The sequence below is a fragment of the Streptomyces sp. NPDC018947 genome, assembly GCF_044390505.1.
Classification (GTDB): Bacteria; Actinomycetota; Actinomycetes; order Streptomycetales; family Streptomycetaceae; genus Streptomyces.
Genome location: NZ_JBIRZD010000003.1, coordinates 449225 through 464524, shown reverse-complemented (window position 1 = coordinate 464524; position 15300 = coordinate 449225). Strand labels below are relative to the sequence as shown.

Annotated in this window: 12 protein-coding genes and 2 pseudogenes; 7 read left to right on the top strand and 7 right to left on the bottom strand. The window is 70.3% G+C overall.

Annotated features, from left to right (window positions below; genetic code table 11):
- The first annotated feature begins 113 nt into the window (after nucleotides 1-113).
- Nucleotides 114-1619 carry a serine/threonine-protein kinase gene (locus tag ACH499_RS10100; RefSeq protein WP_356204037.1) on the top strand — a complete coding sequence of 502 codons (1506 nt, stop codon included), beginning with the start codon at nucleotides 114-116 and terminating at the stop codon, nucleotides 1617-1619.
- A gap of 56 nt (nucleotides 1620-1675) precedes the next feature.
- Here the strand turns inward: ACH499_RS10100 and ACH499_RS10095 are convergent, their stop codons facing one another.
- The 5 genes and pseudogenes from ACH499_RS10095 to ACH499_RS10075 all read right to left on the bottom strand — a co-directional run bounded on the left by ACH499_RS10095 (nucleotide 1676) and on the right by ACH499_RS10075 (nucleotide 6730).
- Entirely contained in the window at nucleotides 1676-3688 is a 2013-nt protein-coding gene (locus ACH499_RS10095; RefSeq protein WP_399014673.1) for a class I SAM-dependent DNA methyltransferase, read from the bottom strand.
- Between the two features lie 425 nt (nucleotides 3689-4113).
- Nucleotides 4114-4507, bottom strand: a pseudogene (locus ACH499_RS10090) (transposase); the annotation flags it as partial.
- Between the two features lie 461 nt (nucleotides 4508-4968).
- A pseudogene (locus ACH499_RS10085) lies at nucleotides 4969-5610 on the bottom strand (nucleotidyl transferase AbiEii/AbiGii toxin family protein); the annotation flags it as partial.
- The gene (locus ACH499_RS10080) at nucleotides 5607-5969 is read right to left on the bottom strand and encodes a hypothetical protein (protein WP_399014671.1); all 363 of its coding nucleotides are present in this window, start codon (nucleotides 5967-5969) and stop codon (nucleotides 5607-5609) included. The pseudogene ACH499_RS10085 and the gene ACH499_RS10080, both read right to left, overlap by 4 nt.
- 623 nt (nucleotides 5970-6592) lie before the next feature.
- Nucleotides 6593-6730, bottom strand: a complete 138-nt coding sequence (locus ACH499_RS10075) for a hypothetical protein (RefSeq protein ID WP_399014669.1) — start codon at nucleotides 6728-6730, stop codon at nucleotides 6593-6595.
- Between the two features lie 452 nt (nucleotides 6731-7182).
- On the opposite strand from ACH499_RS10075, the gene ACH499_RS10070 reads away from it, so the two are divergent.
- The 5 genes from ACH499_RS10070 (at nucleotide 7183) to ACH499_RS10050 (ending at nucleotide 11668) form a co-directional block, all read left to right on the top strand.
- Nucleotides 7183-8919: a sensor histidine kinase gene (locus tag ACH499_RS10070; protein ID WP_399014667.1), complete on the top strand. Its 1737-nt coding sequence runs from the start codon at nucleotides 7183-7185 to the stop codon at nucleotides 8917-8919.
- Nucleotides 8920-9035: 116 nt separating this feature from the next.
- Nucleotides 9036-9455 (top strand): roadblock/LC7 domain-containing protein, encoded by a 420-nt coding sequence (locus tag ACH499_RS10065; RefSeq protein ID WP_365594755.1) that lies wholly within the window; start codon nucleotides 9036-9038, stop codon nucleotides 9453-9455.
- Nucleotides 9452-9808: a DUF742 domain-containing protein gene (locus ACH499_RS10060; RefSeq protein ID WP_356204051.1), complete on the top strand. Its 357-nt coding sequence runs from the start codon at nucleotides 9452-9454 to the stop codon at nucleotides 9806-9808. Before ACH499_RS10065 ends, ACH499_RS10060 begins: the two co-directional genes overlap by 4 nt.
- On the top strand, nucleotides 9789-10406 hold the full coding sequence (locus ACH499_RS10055) for an ATP/GTP-binding protein (RefSeq protein ID WP_356204053.1): 618 nt from the start codon (nucleotides 9789-9791) through the stop codon (nucleotides 10404-10406). Before ACH499_RS10060 ends, ACH499_RS10055 begins: the two co-directional genes overlap by 20 nt.
- Nucleotides 10403-11668, top strand: a complete 1266-nt coding sequence (locus tag ACH499_RS10050) for a cytochrome P450 (RefSeq protein WP_399014664.1) — start codon at nucleotides 10403-10405, stop codon at nucleotides 11666-11668. Before ACH499_RS10055 ends, ACH499_RS10050 begins: the two co-directional genes overlap by 4 nt.
- Before the next feature lie 157 nt (nucleotides 11669-11825).
- Here ACH499_RS10050 and ACH499_RS10045 read toward each other — a convergent pair whose 3' ends face one another.
- Together ACH499_RS10045 and ACH499_RS10040 are read right to left on the bottom strand one after the other, a co-directional pair.
- A complete protein-coding gene (locus ACH499_RS10045; RefSeq protein WP_399014662.1) occupies nucleotides 11826-12977 on the bottom strand; it encodes a cytochrome P450 in 1152 nt (383 codons plus the stop codon).
- A gap of 269 nt (nucleotides 12978-13246) precedes the next feature.
- A complete protein-coding gene (locus tag ACH499_RS10040; RefSeq protein ID WP_399014660.1) occupies nucleotides 13247-14113 on the bottom strand; it encodes a UbiA family prenyltransferase in 867 nt (288 codons plus the stop codon).
- Nucleotides 14114-14159: 46 nt separating this feature from the next.
- On the opposite strand from ACH499_RS10040, the gene ACH499_RS10035 reads away from it, so the two are divergent.
- The gene (locus ACH499_RS10035) at nucleotides 14160-15296 is read left to right on the top strand and encodes a type III polyketide synthase (RefSeq protein ID WP_399014658.1); all 1137 of its coding nucleotides are present in this window, start codon (nucleotides 14160-14162) and stop codon (nucleotides 15294-15296) included.
- Nucleotides 15297-15300 lie beyond the last annotated feature (4 nt).

Sequence of the window (15300 nt, the reverse complement as noted above, 5' to 3'; positions counted from 1 at the left end):
ACGTGTGCCAGAGTGACCTACGCTGTGAACTAAGTCAAATGACTTGATGCGATCTGACGTGTCACCACTATCGTTGGGTCGGGCCGCAATTGACCATGGAGGAGGGCAGGACGATGGAGTCCGGAAAGGTGTTCGCCGGGAGATTCGAGATCACGGGCGGCCCGCGCAGCGGAGGAATGGGAAGCGTGTACCGGGCACTGGACCCGATGACAGGGCGGGCTGTCGCCGTGAAGTTCCTGTCTCGCACCTTCTGGGAAGGACCAACCGACCACGGCGGCGTACGCCCCGGTGCGAACGACTTCAAGCGGTTCGAACGTGAGCGCGCGATGCACGAAAAACTGGGCGGACAGGGAGTGCCCCGCCTCGTGGACTACGACTTCGCGTGCGGAAGGCCCTATCTCGTCACGGAATTCGTCGAGGGAAAGAATCTCCGTGACTTCCTCGTCACCCATCGTCCTACGCTGGCCGCCACCGTCGCCGTCATCGTCCAGGTACTCCGCATCCTGACGCGTGTGCACGCCGCCGGCGTCATCCATCGCGACGTCAAGCCGCACAACATCGTTCTGGCCGACGACGGCACTGCGCATCTGGTCGACTTCGGCATCGCTCTTCCGACCGACCCCGATGCGACCCGGCACACCGAGGGACGGACCCCCGGCAGCATCGGGTACAAAGCTCCGGAGATCATCCTCGGCGAACGCAACCCAGGGCCGGCAGCCGACGTCTACGGCGTCGGCTGCACCCTGTTCCGGCTGGTAACCGGGGAGCATGTGTTCATGATGAGCAGCCCCGATCACATGATCGAGTGGCACCACTGCGAAACCCCCGCCCCACGCCTGGACGCCTTTGTCGACGGACTCCCGAACGGCCTCGTCGACCTTGCCGCACGGATGCTCGACAAGGATCCCGCCGCACGTCCCACCGCCGCAGAGGCCGAATCGACCCTTCAGCCGTTCCTGCCACGGCCTGGCTCCCCGGCCCCGCATCCGGTCCTGGTGCCTGACCCCACCGCACCGTTCAGGGCTGAAATCACCACGACGGCCGGCACGGCCTACACCCCAGCCCGCCAGGCAGCTGCCACCGGCCGACGTCGGCCCATGGTGCACCGCCCGTCACCGGTCGGGCCGACCCGATCCGGTCTGCGATCCCTGATCGCGCAGACAGAGACCGAACTGGCCGAACACGGGCCGGGACCGTACGCGCAGCAGCTCGCGCGGTGCCTGCCGGACGCCCAGAACCACTGGGGCAGACGCGACCGGGATGTGCTCCGGGCGCTACTCCTCCGTGCCGACGCCGCCCGCCTCTCGGGGGACTGGCCAGGCGCCGGTTCCCACTACCGCGCGGTGGCGCGTGAGATGGCGGGCGCCGCCGTGGGAACGGTAGAACACGTCCTGGTTCTGGAGGCCCGGATCGGAGCGGCCGAGTGCGCCGTTCCGGAAGAGGACGACGCACGCGGTGCCCTGCACTCCTGGGAACGCGTCGTCCTGGAGGCATGTGCACTCCTGCCGGAGGTGCCCGACCGACTCGTACGCCGCTGCCGCGAGGTGGCTCAGGAACTGGCCGAGTGGGGACACACGGAGGTCGTCGAGACGCTGCTCGGAAGGCTTCCCGGCAGCTGATCGGGAACGTGTTCTCGTGCTGTCACGAGTGATGACCTGCGTCCCGTGTCAGGTCGTCATCCACCGTCCAGCCCGCCACCCGCCAACAGCCCGGCGAGAACATCCCCCAGAGCTTCGCTCACCGAACTCATTTCCGCCGCGGCGTGCTGGAACTCGACCAGTTGCCGATGGATTCCACCATGGCGCCGCTGCTCCTCCAGAGGCAATCGCAGCGCCCGCAGACGTCGTACGTCGATGCGGGACGACGCCGACGCATGTGTACCCGCGCGCCGCGCGTTCGAACGCACCCGCAGGCATGCCGCCAGGAAGAACGGGTCGAGGCGTTCGGGATCGACACGCAGCCGGTGCAGATGGGGTCCGAGTACCGTTGGCCCCTTGGTCTCCACCCAGGCGTCATATCCCTGCGTGGCGCCCACAATCACCACATCACCGAATGCGGTGAGCGTGAGTTCCCCTTCTCCGTGCAGGCGCTCCACATCCTCGGGGGTCATCCACTGCTGACCGTCGTACCCCTCGCCCATGAGCAACGGAGTGAGAGTCGGCACTGCTTCGTCAGGCCGGGGACCGCGCTGGACCAAGCCCGTAGGCAAAGGAGTTCCCGCGGCCAGAGTGACCGCACCCGTCTGCTCGAGTTCGGCCACACTCACATCGAGGCGGTCACCCGGCTCACGCACTACGGTGAGCGCGCGGAGCGCCTGGCTGCTGTCACGCAATGCCAGCAATGCGGCGTCGAAATCCGTCCATGACCGGCGTAGATCCGCAGCAGTGGCCGCCGCCGTGGCAGGCACGTGCCGAGCCGGCGTGAGATCGGTCTCGTCACCGAGCAGGTCCAGCACCGGGACTACGGCCGCCCCCTCAGCCGCGTCACCTCTGAGCCCGGCCAGTATCCGATCGCGCACGGCGTCCCAGTCCACAGCCTGACCGCGTCCTGTAGTCGGAGTGTGCCGGCAATCGGCTGTATCCACGAACAAGATAGAAGAAGCAGTACGTTCCCCCGCTGGTGAACCCAACAGCCAGAGGTGCAACCCCACGCCATAGGGCTGGGCCGCGCCGGCCGGTAGCGCCACCACCATGCGAACCGCACCCGCGCGGACGAGTCCGGCCCTGATGCGCCGCCCGGCACGTCGCGAGGCGACGGCCGGTGGCAGCAGTACGACGGCCAGGCCCTCCGGTCCCAGCAAGGAGAGAATGTGCTGAACCCACGCCAGTTCGGGCTCGGTGCGGGGCGGTTGTCCGAATTGCCAGCGTCGGTCGGTGGCGAGTTCGCCGTGTCCCCAGTCCCGCTCATTGGAAGGAGGGTTACACAGAACCAGGTCCGCATCGGCCTGGGGCAGAGGGTCGTCCCGCAGTGTGTCGGCTGCCAGCACCTTCCTCCCCGTTTCCGGCGCCTCCAAGGCCAACCAGGCTTCCGCCAGGCTCACGAGAACAGGGTCACGGTCGTGGCCGACCAGTTCGAGGCTACCCTCACCCGCCCATCTACGCGCTGCTGCGACGAGCAGTCCTCCGGTGCCGCAAGCCGGATCGACGACAGAGCGCACACGTTCTCCGTCCCGCGCCGCCTGTGCGATGTCCGTCATGAGATCGGCGAGGGGAGGCGGAGTCGTGGCGATCTGTCTCACATGCGTGCCGAGCCAGCGCCCCAGGAGAAAAAGGAATCCGCTGCTTCTGCTCTCGCCGTCCTTCCGCGCCAGGCGAAGGGCTTCCTCTGCCAAAGCCCGCTCCGGTCCTGTGGCGTCCGATGCGGCGTACTCCGCCGGCATCGCACCGCCCTTGGTCAACTGCCTGCCCACATGAGCGATGAGGAGTCCCATGCGGTCCCGGTCACCCAAGTCCTCGATACGAGGCCACAAGCGCTCCCAGCCACTAGCGACAGTTCCGCCCTTTCCATGCCTGGTAAGCCACTCCTCGATCGAGTCGAGGGAGAACTGCGGACTGGCGTCCGTACCGGCCACCGGGGACGGGAAGTCATCATGCCGCCGACGCCAGTTGCTGACGGCTGCACGCCCCACACCAGCGAGCCGGGCGATGCCGGCCAGTGTCACGGTCACCGGCTCGTCGTGCTGGGCCATGGTGTCCTTCCGGTCTCATGGATGTCTCAATATCGCCGGGTAACGGTACGCCACAGCATTACGTTTCGCACCATCCTTCCGAGTGCGTCATTGACTTAGTTTTCACAGTACCGCCACTGCTGGGTGACGTCATGAGTTGACCGCCGAATCCGCCCCGCATTCAGGGGACTGCCCTGGAGTCTGCACTGGAGGATCGGATGCTGCTGATCACACCACGCCTCGGCATCTCGGAGTCGCGAGCAGACCTCGTCTGCGACCGCCTCGGGCCCTCGCCGACGATGCAGCAGGGCAAGCGATTCTGCAGGGATACGGTGCTGACCGTGGAGGCACCCTGGCGCCCACTCGCGATGACACCCATCACCAAGCAGTCGAAGAACCAACCTCACTCGCCCAACCATCAGGTCGTCATCGAAGCGACCCGGCTCACGGTAAGCATCGGGCCACTCGTCGTCCTGCCCGGCCAAGACCGCCCCGACCATGCGGATGACGGCGGTGCGGTCGGAGAAGATGCCGACCACGTCGGCGCGACGCCGGTTCTTTCTTGTTCAGCCGCCCCTGCGGGTTGTTTGACCAGATCTGCCGCTAGATCTCCCGCAGGAAGGCTGTGGAGGCCAGCAGATCATGCCGGGCATCATCCAAGTGGGCTGCCGCCTTGGGGAACCCAGCCTCCAAGGTGTCCAGGACGTGTGCCATCTGAACCTTTGCCGCGTCGGCGCCGGGCTGTTTGAACACGGTCCGTAGCAGGGCGACCACCCATAACTGAGAGAATGTCGGCACCTGGCTCAGCAAGTTCCTTGCATAGTGGGTGCGGCAGCGCTGGCTTCGGCGTCTCGGAGATCAACCGGTGGCCGTTCTCATATCCAGACACTCACTCCGACGCCGGGCCAAACGCCCGGATAGGACGGAAACCCGTACACCACTTCCCAGGGCTCAACCCCGGGTTGCTGCATTACTACGGTCGGGTGGTGTCGCTTCTGCTGGCAGATGTCTGCCGCCGGGACAGCACCGGTCCCGTGCCAAAGCTGTCAGCGCCGGTAGTCAGTGGATCCAGCCGGAAGCCTTCCGACCAATTCTTCGAGCTGGCCGTTACCGAGCTCCGCCGTCGGGACCCGGACTGGACATGGGAGCGGGAGCGGGAGCGGGCTACAGTGTTCGACCGCTACCGCAACCCGGTTTCGCCGTGAGTCCGCTGCGGGGTATCGCTCGGCTGCCCTGCACATCCGCCGTGCAGGCCAGCCACTACCGTGGACGGCCCCGGGTCGGGACCTGCTGGCTGCACGGATCCGCGCGCCCAGATCCTCCGCCCACTCCAGCGCCCACGCTTTGAGTTCTTCGATCTGCCGGGGGGTGAGCCCGTACGCGGTGTAGTCCTCGTCCTCGTACCAGTCCGCGCCGATCAGCCGGTCCCGGAGGTCTTCGAGGCTGAACTCGTCGTGGGCGCGACGGCGGCCCAGGGATTCGAGGTCGGCGGTGGAGCGGTGGCGGGAGGCAGCCTGGACGTCGATGAGGTCGCGGACGGTGCCGCGGTCGGCGAGGGCACGGACCTTGGTGCCGATCACGTCGTCGAGGGAAAGAACGGGGCCGTAGGGGGTCTGGGCAGGCGGAGCCCAGAACGCCTCCTTGAGGACATCGACCTCGCACTCCTCGCCGGTGTCCGGATCGGTGACGAGGAACCGGCCGCTGAGGGGATCGGTCTGGACGTACATGATCCGCCATCCGCGCGCGCTGAGGCCTGCTGTGAGTGAGGCGACGATCTCCTGCATCGGAGCGGGGTTCTCGGTGGCGACGTCGAGATCACGGCTGAAGCGTTCGACCAGGCCGTGGGCCTGCACGGCGTATCCGCCGGTGAGGACCAGAGGGTAGGGGGAGCCCAGGTCGAGGACGTCGGCGAGGAGACGTTCGTGGAGCGGAGTGAGCTTCACGCGGCGGTCGTGTCGGCCGGAGCCGTGCGGAGCAGCTCGGGGAAGGCGTCCTCCCAGACCTCGCGGATGTACGGACTGATCAAGCGCCGCAGCACGGGCCACTGCTCGGTGAGCAGCCGGTGGTGCAGGAGAGTCACCAGGTCCTCGCGCAGTCCTTCGGCGAGGACGGTCCGGTAGAGCGTCATGCGGGACTTCGGACGGTCCAGGCTGTAGCTCGTCCGCCCGGACCAGACGATGTGGAGTGGCAGGTCCACGTTGCCCTCGACAGGGCCGGCCAGCTCCTGCAAGCGCTCGGGCAGTCGGCTGCGGTAGCGGTCCCGCAGCACCTCGGCGCGGGGTGCGGTGATCGTCGTGTCCATGCATCCAGTATCGCTGCTGGGAGGCGACGGCATGGCGGATACGGGGCTCCCCTGTCGTACGTACGGGTCGGGCGGCCGACCGCCCTTCCCTCGGGCATCTCACCCAGTGGGCGCTTGGCACATCATCGCCTACCCGCGCAGGCCCCCAGGTGGCGCGGCAACCGGCTGCCCTGCAGACCCGGGGCCAGCCCCGCTCGCGGGCGCGGGTGAGCATGACGCAGTAGGTCACGCGTAGGGCCGCCTCAGTGGAGTCGGCTGCGGCTTCGGTATCGGTATCGGAAATGACGACGGTGCCGAAGCCGGGACCCATGGCTCCAGCGCATGCCGCGGACGAGCTGCCGAGTAACGCAGCGAACGTCCCAAGCGGGAGCCAGGCACCTGTGTCCAGGTCCCCCGTCATGGCGGCCACCTGGACAGCAAGCTGGGACGCTCCCGCGCCCGATGCTGACCGTTTGCTGACCTGAGTGGGGCCATCAAGCCTCTGACCTGCAAAACACTCAAATGCTAGATCTTGGACTTGAACATGGTACGAAGCATCGAGGAACTCCCGAAATAGGCTCCCTGCCTGCGTTATTGCAGGTCAAGGGCTGTCCCCACACCATACAACCAGTCGTGGAACCGGGTCAGCCCCAGAAGTCCCGCAGGGCGGCGTTGACGGCGGCGGCCTCCCGGGTGTGCGGGTAGTAGCCGGGCACCCGCAGGAGGCGGCCCCCGAGGGAGTCCGTGAGGGACGCGGCCACGGCCATGAGGGGGAGCCCCACGTGCTCGCGGTACGTGGCTGGCGCGCGCCTCCAGGTTCCGCAGAGCACCAGAACCGGCAGGGTGCCCCCCTCGGCGGCCGGGCAGCGGTCTTCTTCTTCGCGCCGGGTCAGGGCGGAGGGGGGTACTTGGCCGAAAGTGTTCGCGGGGTGGGAACTGTCCGGCCCCTCCCCAGCCTGGGGCGATCTCTTCGTGGCCGCATCATGGCCTGTTCACGGCTTCGGACCGGTCGTGGTCGGACGCCGCCCCTTACCACACACCGCCGTCGCCGTGATCGTTTCCCGACGAAGTAAACCGGAACGGAGACTGGGCACTTCGGGCTCGGCTCCGTGGTTAGCATGAGCGGCATGCTTGATCCGGAAGGGTGACGAGCGTCGCTTCCTCGCCGTCCGGACCACCGGCGACGGCCAGTCGTCACCAGGACTCCTGCTCCCAAGTACCGAGGAACCGCCGAATGCCAGTGCCTGCTCGCCCCCGCCAGCGCCGGAGCGGGAAAGGGGCGCGTTCCTCGCCGGCCGTGTTCCCGGCCGCGCTCCTCGTCACCGCCGTGGGCGGGGCGGTCGTCACCGCCGTCGCCCCGGCCGGGGCGCGGGGCTGGGTCGCCGGCACCGCGGCCGTCGCCTGGGTGTGCACCGCCGTCCTCGTCTCGGTGGCCGCCCGACTGCTGCGCGGCGCCCGCCGGGAGGCCGCCGCACGCGGCGGCGAGCTCGAGACGGCCAGGAACCACCGGATACAGCAGGGGGCGGAGACGTCCCAACTGGCCAACGTCACCCTGCCGGGCCTCGTCCAGCAGGTGAAGGGCGGCGCCCGGCCCGCCGACGCCCTGGCGCGGCTCACCCCGCCGTCCGACCCTCACCTGCGCCAGTTGCTGGACGTCGTCGCCACCGAGCTGGACGCGGCGGTCCGGCGCGCCGAAGACGCCGAGACCGAACTGAGCACCCTGCGAAGCGAACTGGCCCGGGGCAGCGCCGAACTCGAGCGCCTGACCGCCGAGACGCTCCCGGCCACCGTGGCGCTGCTGCGGGAGGGCAGCTCGGCCGACACCGTCCTGGCCAAGTTCGAATGGCCGCAGAGCGCCCTGCTCCGCGACCCCGCCGAGTGGTTCGTGCGCGAACTCGCCTACAGCGAACGCCGTTCGGCCGCGGCCCAGGCCGCGTCCGCCAAGGCGCTCAGCCGCGTGCAGGCCAAGACCGTGAGCATGCTCGCCGACCTGCGCGACATGCAGGACCGGCACGGCGGCGAGGTCTTCGGCGACCTGCTGCGCCTGGACCACAGCACCTCGCAGCTCGGCCTCATGACCGACCGGCTGGCCCTCCTCATGGGCGGCCGCTCCAGCCGTGTCTGGAACAAGCCGATCGTCGTGGAGAGCATCCTGCGCGGCGCCGTCGGCCGGATCGCCGCCTACCGGCGGGTGCGCCTGCACAGTTCCAGCAAGGCCGCCATCGCCGGCTTCGCCGCCGAGGGCGTGATGCACCTGCTGGCCGAACTCATGGACAACGCCGCCAACTTCTCGCCGCCCATCGACGAGGTCCACGTCTACGTGGAGGAACGCAGCGCCGGCCTCGTCGTCACCATCGAGGACAGCGGTCTGAAGATGTCGGACGCCGCCATGCGCCGCGCGGTGGAGGCGGTCACGGGCAAGGTCAGCGACCTGGCCTCGCTGCAGGGCACCCGCCTGGGCCTGGCGGTAGTAGGACGGCTCGCCGTCAAGTACGGCATCAGCGTGAACTACCGCCCCTCCTCGCGCGGCGGCACCGGCGTCGTCGTGCTCCTGCCGCCCCAGTTGGTGGCCCAGCAGCGCGAGCCGGTCGTCACCGAGCCTCCCCGGCGGAGCCCGGACGCGGCGCCCTCGCCGGTCCCCGCGCCCGGGCCGGCACCCGCCGCCGAGGAGCCGCTCCCGGCACGCCCCCGGCCGCCCGCCGCGGACACGGCTCCCGCCCGGCCGGCCACCGGCGCCCCCGGGCGCGGTGCGGCCACCCCGGGCGGCCTGCCGGTACGCGCCCCGGGCCGCACCATGGCCGAGGCGGAGCGCGAACGACAGCGGCCGGCCTCCGACACGCCTCCCGCACGGCGCCGGGAGCCCGGACCGGCGCGCGACGCCGGGAGCCGGTTCGGCGCCTTCCACCGCGGCCGGCAGGGCGGTGGCGCGCCCGGCGCCGAGGACCCGCGCCGGACGTCGCCCGACGAGTAGCCCCCCGCCCCACCGGGCGCCCCCGCCCACCACGCCCCGCACCGATCACCCCACCTCGCCGGATTGGAGGTACGGGCCGGGTGACCCGTCACCGGTCGCACCCCGCCCCACCCGCCATGGAGACCACTGACACCCGCCTGACCTGGCTGCTGACGAACCTCTTGGAGCGCACGCCCGGCACACGGCACGCCCTCGTCCTGTCACGGGACGGGCTGAAGCTGTGCTGGACACAGCACATGACGCTCGACCAGGCCGACCAACTGGCGGCCATCTGTTCCGGTATCCAGGCCCTCTCCCAGGGCGCGTCCATGGAGTTCGGCGACGGAACCGGCGGCGTACGGCACTCCATGACCGAGTTCCACGGCGGCCTGCTGTTCATCGTGGAGGCCGGTGAGGGCGCCCACCTCGCGGTCATCGCCGAGGAGAGCGCCGACCCGGGTGTGGTGGGCCACCAGATGACCGAGATGGTCGAGCAGATCGGCGACCACCTGCGAGCCGAGCCGCGCACTCCCGCCGGCAGGGGTGCCACCGCGTGATCCGCAAACCCGTGGACGTCGGTGATCCCGACCGGCTCTACATGGTCACGGGTGGGCGCAGCGAGGCCGACGACTCCTTCGACCTGGTGACGCTGGTCGTCAGCGAGAGCGAGCCCACCTCCGGGATGCAGTCGGAGCACGTCCGCATCCTGGAGATGTGCCGGCACCCCACCGCCGTGGTCGAGATCTCGGCCGAGCTGGCCCTCCCCGTCACCGTCGTGCGGATCCTGCTCGGTGACCTGCACGACATGGGCAAGGTCAGCGCCCGTCATCCCCGCGCCGCCGCATCCGTCGCGGGCCTCCCCGAAACCGCACTGCTCCAGGAGGTCCTCCATGGGCTCCGTAACCTCTGAGCTGCCCTCCCGGCGCACGCCGCTGGGCGACGCCGCCGAGACCGGCCTGAAGATCGTCGTCGTGGGCGGCTTCGGAGTCGGCAAGACCACCCTGGTGCGTTCGGTCAGCGAGATCCGGCCGCTGAACACCGAGGAGGTGATGACGCAGGCGGGCCAGGACGTCGACGAGACCCAGGGCGTCGAGAACAAGACCACCACGACCGTCGCCTTCGACTTCGGGCGCATCAGCCTCAGCCGGCGCATGGTCCTGTACCTGTTCGGCGCGCCGGGACAGGAGCGCTTCTGGTTCCTGTGGGACCGCCTGTTCTCCGGGACGCTGGGCGCCGTCGTCCTTGTCGACACCCGGCGCATGGAGGACTCCTGGTACGCGATAGACCGGCTCGAGCACCACCGGACGCCGTTCGTGGTCGCGGTCAACCGCTTCGACGGCGACGACAGCCGCTTCTCGCTCGAGGAGATCCGCCAGGCACTCGCGCTGGGTGAGCACGTCCCGATGATCGACTGCGACGCGCGGCTCAGGTCGTCCTGCAAGCAGGTCCTCATCTGCCTCGTGGACCACCTGTACGCGCTGGCCCTGTCCCAGGAGGGCACCCCGTGACCGACACCACCGGTTCCGCCGCCGGGGCCACTCCCCCGCCCGGCTGCCCCGCCCACTCCTCGGCCGTGCGCCTCGGCGGGCTGGAGTACCAGCAGACGCCCTCCGAGCTGTACCGTGCACTGCGCCGCGAACACGGCGCGGTCGCGCCGGTGCTGCTCGACAACGACATCCCGGCCTGGCTGGTGCTCGGCTATCCCGAGGTCTCCTTCGTCACCAGCCACGACGAGCTGTTCGCCCGCGACTCACGGCGCTGGAACCAGTGGCCGCACATCCCGCAGGACTGGCCCCTGCTGCCGTTCGTCGGCTACCAGCCGTCCGTGCTGTTCACCGAGGGCGCCGAGCACCAGCGCCGGTCCGGGGTGATCACCCACGCGCTGGAGGGTGTCGACCAGTTCGAACTGGCCCGCGAGTGCCGGCTGATCGCCGAGCGGCTCATCGCCGCCTTCTCCGGCAGCGGGCAGGCCGAGCTGATGAGCATGTACGCCCATGCGCTGCCGGCCCGCGCCGTGCTGTGGATGTGCGGTATGACGCAGGCCGGCGCGGACACCGAGCAGCTCGTCGACGACCTGCGGATCTCGCTCGACGCCGGTGAGGGCGACGACCCCGTGGCCGCCTACGGCCGTGTCGGCGCGCGCATCATGCGGCTGGTGAAGGAGAAGCGGGAGCGGCCCGGCCCCGATGTCACCTCCCGGATGCTGCTGGACCCGGCCGGGCTCACCGACGAGGAGATCGTCCAGGACCTCATCTCCGTCATCGCCGCAGCGCAGCAGCCCACCGCCAACTGGATCTGCAACACCCTGCGTCTGCTGCTGACCGACGAACGCTTCGCGGTCAACGTCTCCGGCGGCCGGGTCAGCGTCGGGGACGCGCTCAACGAGGTGCTGTGGCTGGACACGCCGACCCAGAACTTCATCGGCCGCTGGGCCGTGCGCGACACCCAGCTCGGCGGCCGGCTCATCCGCGAGGGCGACTGCCTCGTGCTGGGCTTCGCCGCGGCCAACACCGACCCGCAGATCTGGCCCGAGTCCCACGTCGGGGCCGAGAACTCCGCCCACCTGTCCTTCAGCAACGGCGAGCACCGCTGCCCCTATCCGGCTCCGTTGCTCGCGGACGTGATGGCGCGCACGGCCGTGGAGACGCTGACGGAGCATCTTCCCGACCTCGTTCTGGGCGTCGAGCCCGAGGAGCTGACCTGGCGCCCGTCGATCTGGATGCGCGGACTGACGTCCCTGCCGGTGGAGTTCACCCCGGCGGTGCACTAGCCGAGGGGTGTCGCGTCACGATCGCGGGGACGGCCTGGTGCGGCCGGGCCGAACAGGGGGCCCAGAGGCGGCTGCGTGCGCAGTCCGGTCGCCGTCCTGCGGGGTGGAGGGCAAGCCCCTCGGCCCCCGCAGGCGGCAGGCCGGCCGTCTGCGGCGGTCAGGCGGTGACCGGTGTGAAGCGCACCGGCAGCGACTGCGGTCCGCGGGTGAACACGCCCTGCTCGACGGGGTCGAAGCCGTCGGCGAGACGGAGGTCGGGCATGGCGTCCAGCAGCTGGTTCACCCCGATCTCCACCTCGGCCTTGGCCAGCAGCGCGCCGACGCAGAAGTGCCGGCCGAGCGCGAAGGCGAGGTGGTCGGCGGCGGCGGTGAACGCCGACGTCGTGGTGAGGTCGTCGCGGAAGATGTCGAAGCGGTCGGGCTCGCGGAAGCGCCGTTCGTCCCGGTTGGCGGCGCCGATCAGGCAGGTCACCGTCGCGCCGGCCGGGACGGTGCCGCCGCTGACCTCCACGTCCACGGCGGCCTGGCGCATGATCATGTGGACGGGTGGGGTGTAGCGCAGGGTTTCGGCGAAGGCCGCCGGTATCAGGGTCCGGTCCTCACGGACGGCCTCCAACTGCTCCGGATGCGTCAGCAGGTTCGCCAGGATGCCGGCGATCGCCTTGTCCGTGGTCTCTCCGCCGGCGGCGAGCAGCAGACTGCAGAACGCCTTGATGTCCTCGTCGCTCATCCGGGCGCCGTCCACCTCGGCGGCGCACAGCGTCGAGAGCAGGTCGTCGCCGAGCTTTTGGCGCCGCTCCCGGATGATCGGGATCATGTACTCGGCGAACTCGACGCGGGTCCGCTCGCCCGCCGTGGTCACCTCCGGGTCGCCGGAGAGGTTGCCCAGGAAGGCGATGACGGCCGTGTACCAGCCGTGGAAGCGGTCGTGGTCGGCTTTGTCCAGCCCCAGCATGTCGGCGATGACATTGACCGGAAATCGGGTTGCGTAGTCGCTGACGATGTCCGCGGATCCGGAGGTGCGGAAACCGTCGATGAGTTCCCGGGAGTTGCGCTCGATGACCGGCAGGAACTTCTCCTGGAGGTCGCTGCCCCGGAAGGCCGGCGCCACCAGGGCCCGGCGCACCGCGTGCTCCCGCCCGCTCATCTGCAGGATCGTCCTGCCGTGCACCGGCTCGAGCTGCCAGGTGTAGTTGTCCGTGGTGAACTCGGACTTCTTGTCCTTGAAGATACGCTCGACATCCTCGTAGCGGGAGACGATGTAGCTCTGCGTGGCCTCGTGCCAGACCAGGGGCTCCTTCTCCCGCATCACCGCGTACGCGGGGTAGGGATCTGCGGCGAATTCGGGGGAAAGAATGTCGGCAAGCCGCGGGGCAGCGGACACGGGACTCCTCGAGGTAGATGCCTGCGCTCGGGGGTCAGGTTATTGATCTTTCGCTGGGTCAGACAGCCGAGTCCTGGCCTAAGTGCGCCGTCGCGCGGCTGTTCCCGTCCGCTCGGCGGGGGCCCGGCTCCCGTTCGACGGGGGGCCGGTCTTCCCGGCGGCGTCCGGCGGACCTCGAAGCCGTCCCGCGACTGTCAGCGCATCGCCATGTCCGATCCCCGCAGCAACAGCTCCGCCACGGCGATGCCCGCCACGGCGATCGCCGCCCGGAACGGCCACCGGCTCCGGATGTCCGACGGCGCGGCCGTGCCCGCGACCGCGACCGTCGCGGCAATCAGCGCCAGTGCCCCGCTCACGGCGTCCACCGCTCCGGGCGGACCCGTGACGAGCACACCCAGGGCCGTCAGCATCGTGAACGGGGCCAGCCACCGGCAGGGTCCGCGGCCCAGCCGCTGCGGCAGCCCGCGCACGCCGGTGGCGAGATCGTCCTCGATGTCGGGAAGCGCGTTGACCAGGTGCGCGCCCACCCCCAGAAGCGCCCCGGCCGCCATCGCCCACCAGGCGGGCCAGGACGGTGACGGCAGTCCCAGGGTGACGAAGGCCGGCAGCGATCCGAAGGCCACGGCGTAGGGCAGCGGCGAGAGCACCGTGTGCTTGAGCAGCAGGTTGTAGGCCCAGCCCATGGCCACCATGCCGAGATGCGCCGTTCCGGCGGCGGCGCCGCTCAGCAGCGACAGCGGCACGCACAGCCCCAGGGCGGTCCAGGCCGCGACAGCCACCGTCCGGGGCGGGAGTTCACCGGTGGCCGCCGGTTTGTCACGGCGTCCCGAGGCCGTGTCGCGCCGGGCGTCGACCGCGTCGTTGCACCAGCCGACCGAGAGCTGGCCGGCCAGCACGGCCGCGGCCACCGCCGCGGACCCCGCCGCCCCGCGGCCCGCCGCCACGGCGAGCGCGGTCACGAACACCGTCACCGCGAACGCCGGCTCCGGGTGGCAGGAGCGCAACAACACCGGGACCCGGCGTGTCGTGGGCAGACGGGCTCCGGGTGCGTGTAGAGACACACAGGGAAGTTAAGGGAGAATCCGCCACGAGGAAGGCATTACCGACATGCGTGTCACTGCACTTGTCGACGACGTCCTTCCCCTGCCCGCCGCGCCGTCCCGGACGCCCCCGCCCGGCACGGCGACCGCGGTCGCCGCGATCCGCACCGCGCTGCCGCCCCACCGGTACACCCAGGACGACCTCACCGAGGCGATCGGTGACCTGTGCCTGTCCCCCGGGGCCGACCGAGCGCTGCTGCGCCGCCTCCACGCGTCCGCCGGGGTGCGCACCCGCCACCTCGCCCTGCCGATCGAGCGGTACACCGACCTCGGCGACTTCGGGCGGAGCAACGACGCCTGGTTGGCCGCCGGACTGGAACTGGGCGAGGAGGCCCTCACCGGCGCGCTGCGGGAGGCCGGGCTCGGCCCGGCCGACGTGGATCTGCTGGTGTGCACCTCCATCACGGGCATCGCCGCTCCGTCGCTCGACGCCCGGCTGGCGGGGCGCCTGGGGCTGCGGCCCGACGTCAAACGACTCCCGGTGTTCGGCCTGGGGTGCGTGGCGGGCGCGGCGGGACTCGCCCGGCTGCACGACTACCTGAGGGGGCACCCGTCCGACACCGCCGTGCTCCTCAGTGTCGAACTGTGCTCGCTGACCCTTCAGCGGCACGACGACTCCCGCGCCAACCTGGTCGCCGGCGCTCTGTTCGGTGACGGCGCGGCGGCGCTCGTGGCCCGCGGCAGCGGCGCCGTCGGGCCGGCCGGGGCGGGGCCCACCGTGGTCGCCACGCGCAGCCGTCTGTATCCGGACACCGAACAGCTCCTGGGGTGGGACATCGGCCCCACCGGGTTCCGCGCCGTGATCGACGCCGGTGTCCCCGGCATCGTGCGGGACCACCTCGGCCGGCACCTGCGTGCCTTCCTGGCCGACCACGGTCTCACCACGGACGACATCGGAAGCTGGGTGTGCCACCCGGGAGGCCCCAGGGTGCTCTCCGCCGTGGCCGACACCCTCGGGCTGCCCGGCGACGCCCTGGACACCGCCCGGCACTCGCTCGCCGCGGTGGGGAACATGTCGTCCGCCTCCGTGCTCCACATCCTCCAGAAGACCTGGGAGCGCCACCGGCCCGAGCCCGGCACATGGGGGCTGCTGCTGGCGATGGGCCCGGGGTTCTGTTCCGAAGCCGTCCTGCTGCGCTGGTGAGTGC

Excerpts from the sequence above, each read along its gene's own strand:
- ACH499_RS10045 (WP_399014662.1), bottom strand. The coding sequence starts at position 12,977 with ATGCGGGAGAAGGAGCCCCTGGTCTGGCACGAGGCCACGCAGAGCTAC.
- ACH499_RS10055 (WP_356204053.1), top strand. The coding sequence starts at position 9,789 with ATGGGCTCCGTAACCTCTGAGCTGCCCTCCCGGCGCACGCCGCTGGGC.
- ACH499_RS10065 (WP_365594755.1), top strand. The coding sequence starts at position 9,036 with ATGGAGACCACTGACACCCGCCTGACCTGGCTGCTGACGAACCTCTTG.
- ACH499_RS10035 (WP_399014658.1), top strand. The coding sequence starts at position 14,160 with ATGCGTGTCACTGCACTTGTCGACGACGTCCTTCCCCTGCCCGCCGCG.
- ACH499_RS10070 (WP_399014667.1), top strand. The coding sequence starts at position 7,183 with ATGCCAGTGCCTGCTCGCCCCCGCCAGCGCCGGAGCGGGAAAGGGGCG.
- ACH499_RS10100 (WP_356204037.1), top strand. The coding sequence starts at position 114 with ATGGAGTCCGGAAAGGTGTTCGCCGGGAGATTCGAGATCACGGGCGGC.
- ACH499_RS10080 (WP_399014671.1), bottom strand. The coding sequence starts at position 5,969 with ATGGACACGACGATCACCGCACCCCGCGCCGAGGTGCTGCGGGACCGC.
- ACH499_RS10095 (WP_399014673.1), bottom strand. The coding sequence starts at position 3,688 with ATGGCCCAGCACGACGAGCCGGTGACCGTGACACTGGCCGGCATCGCC.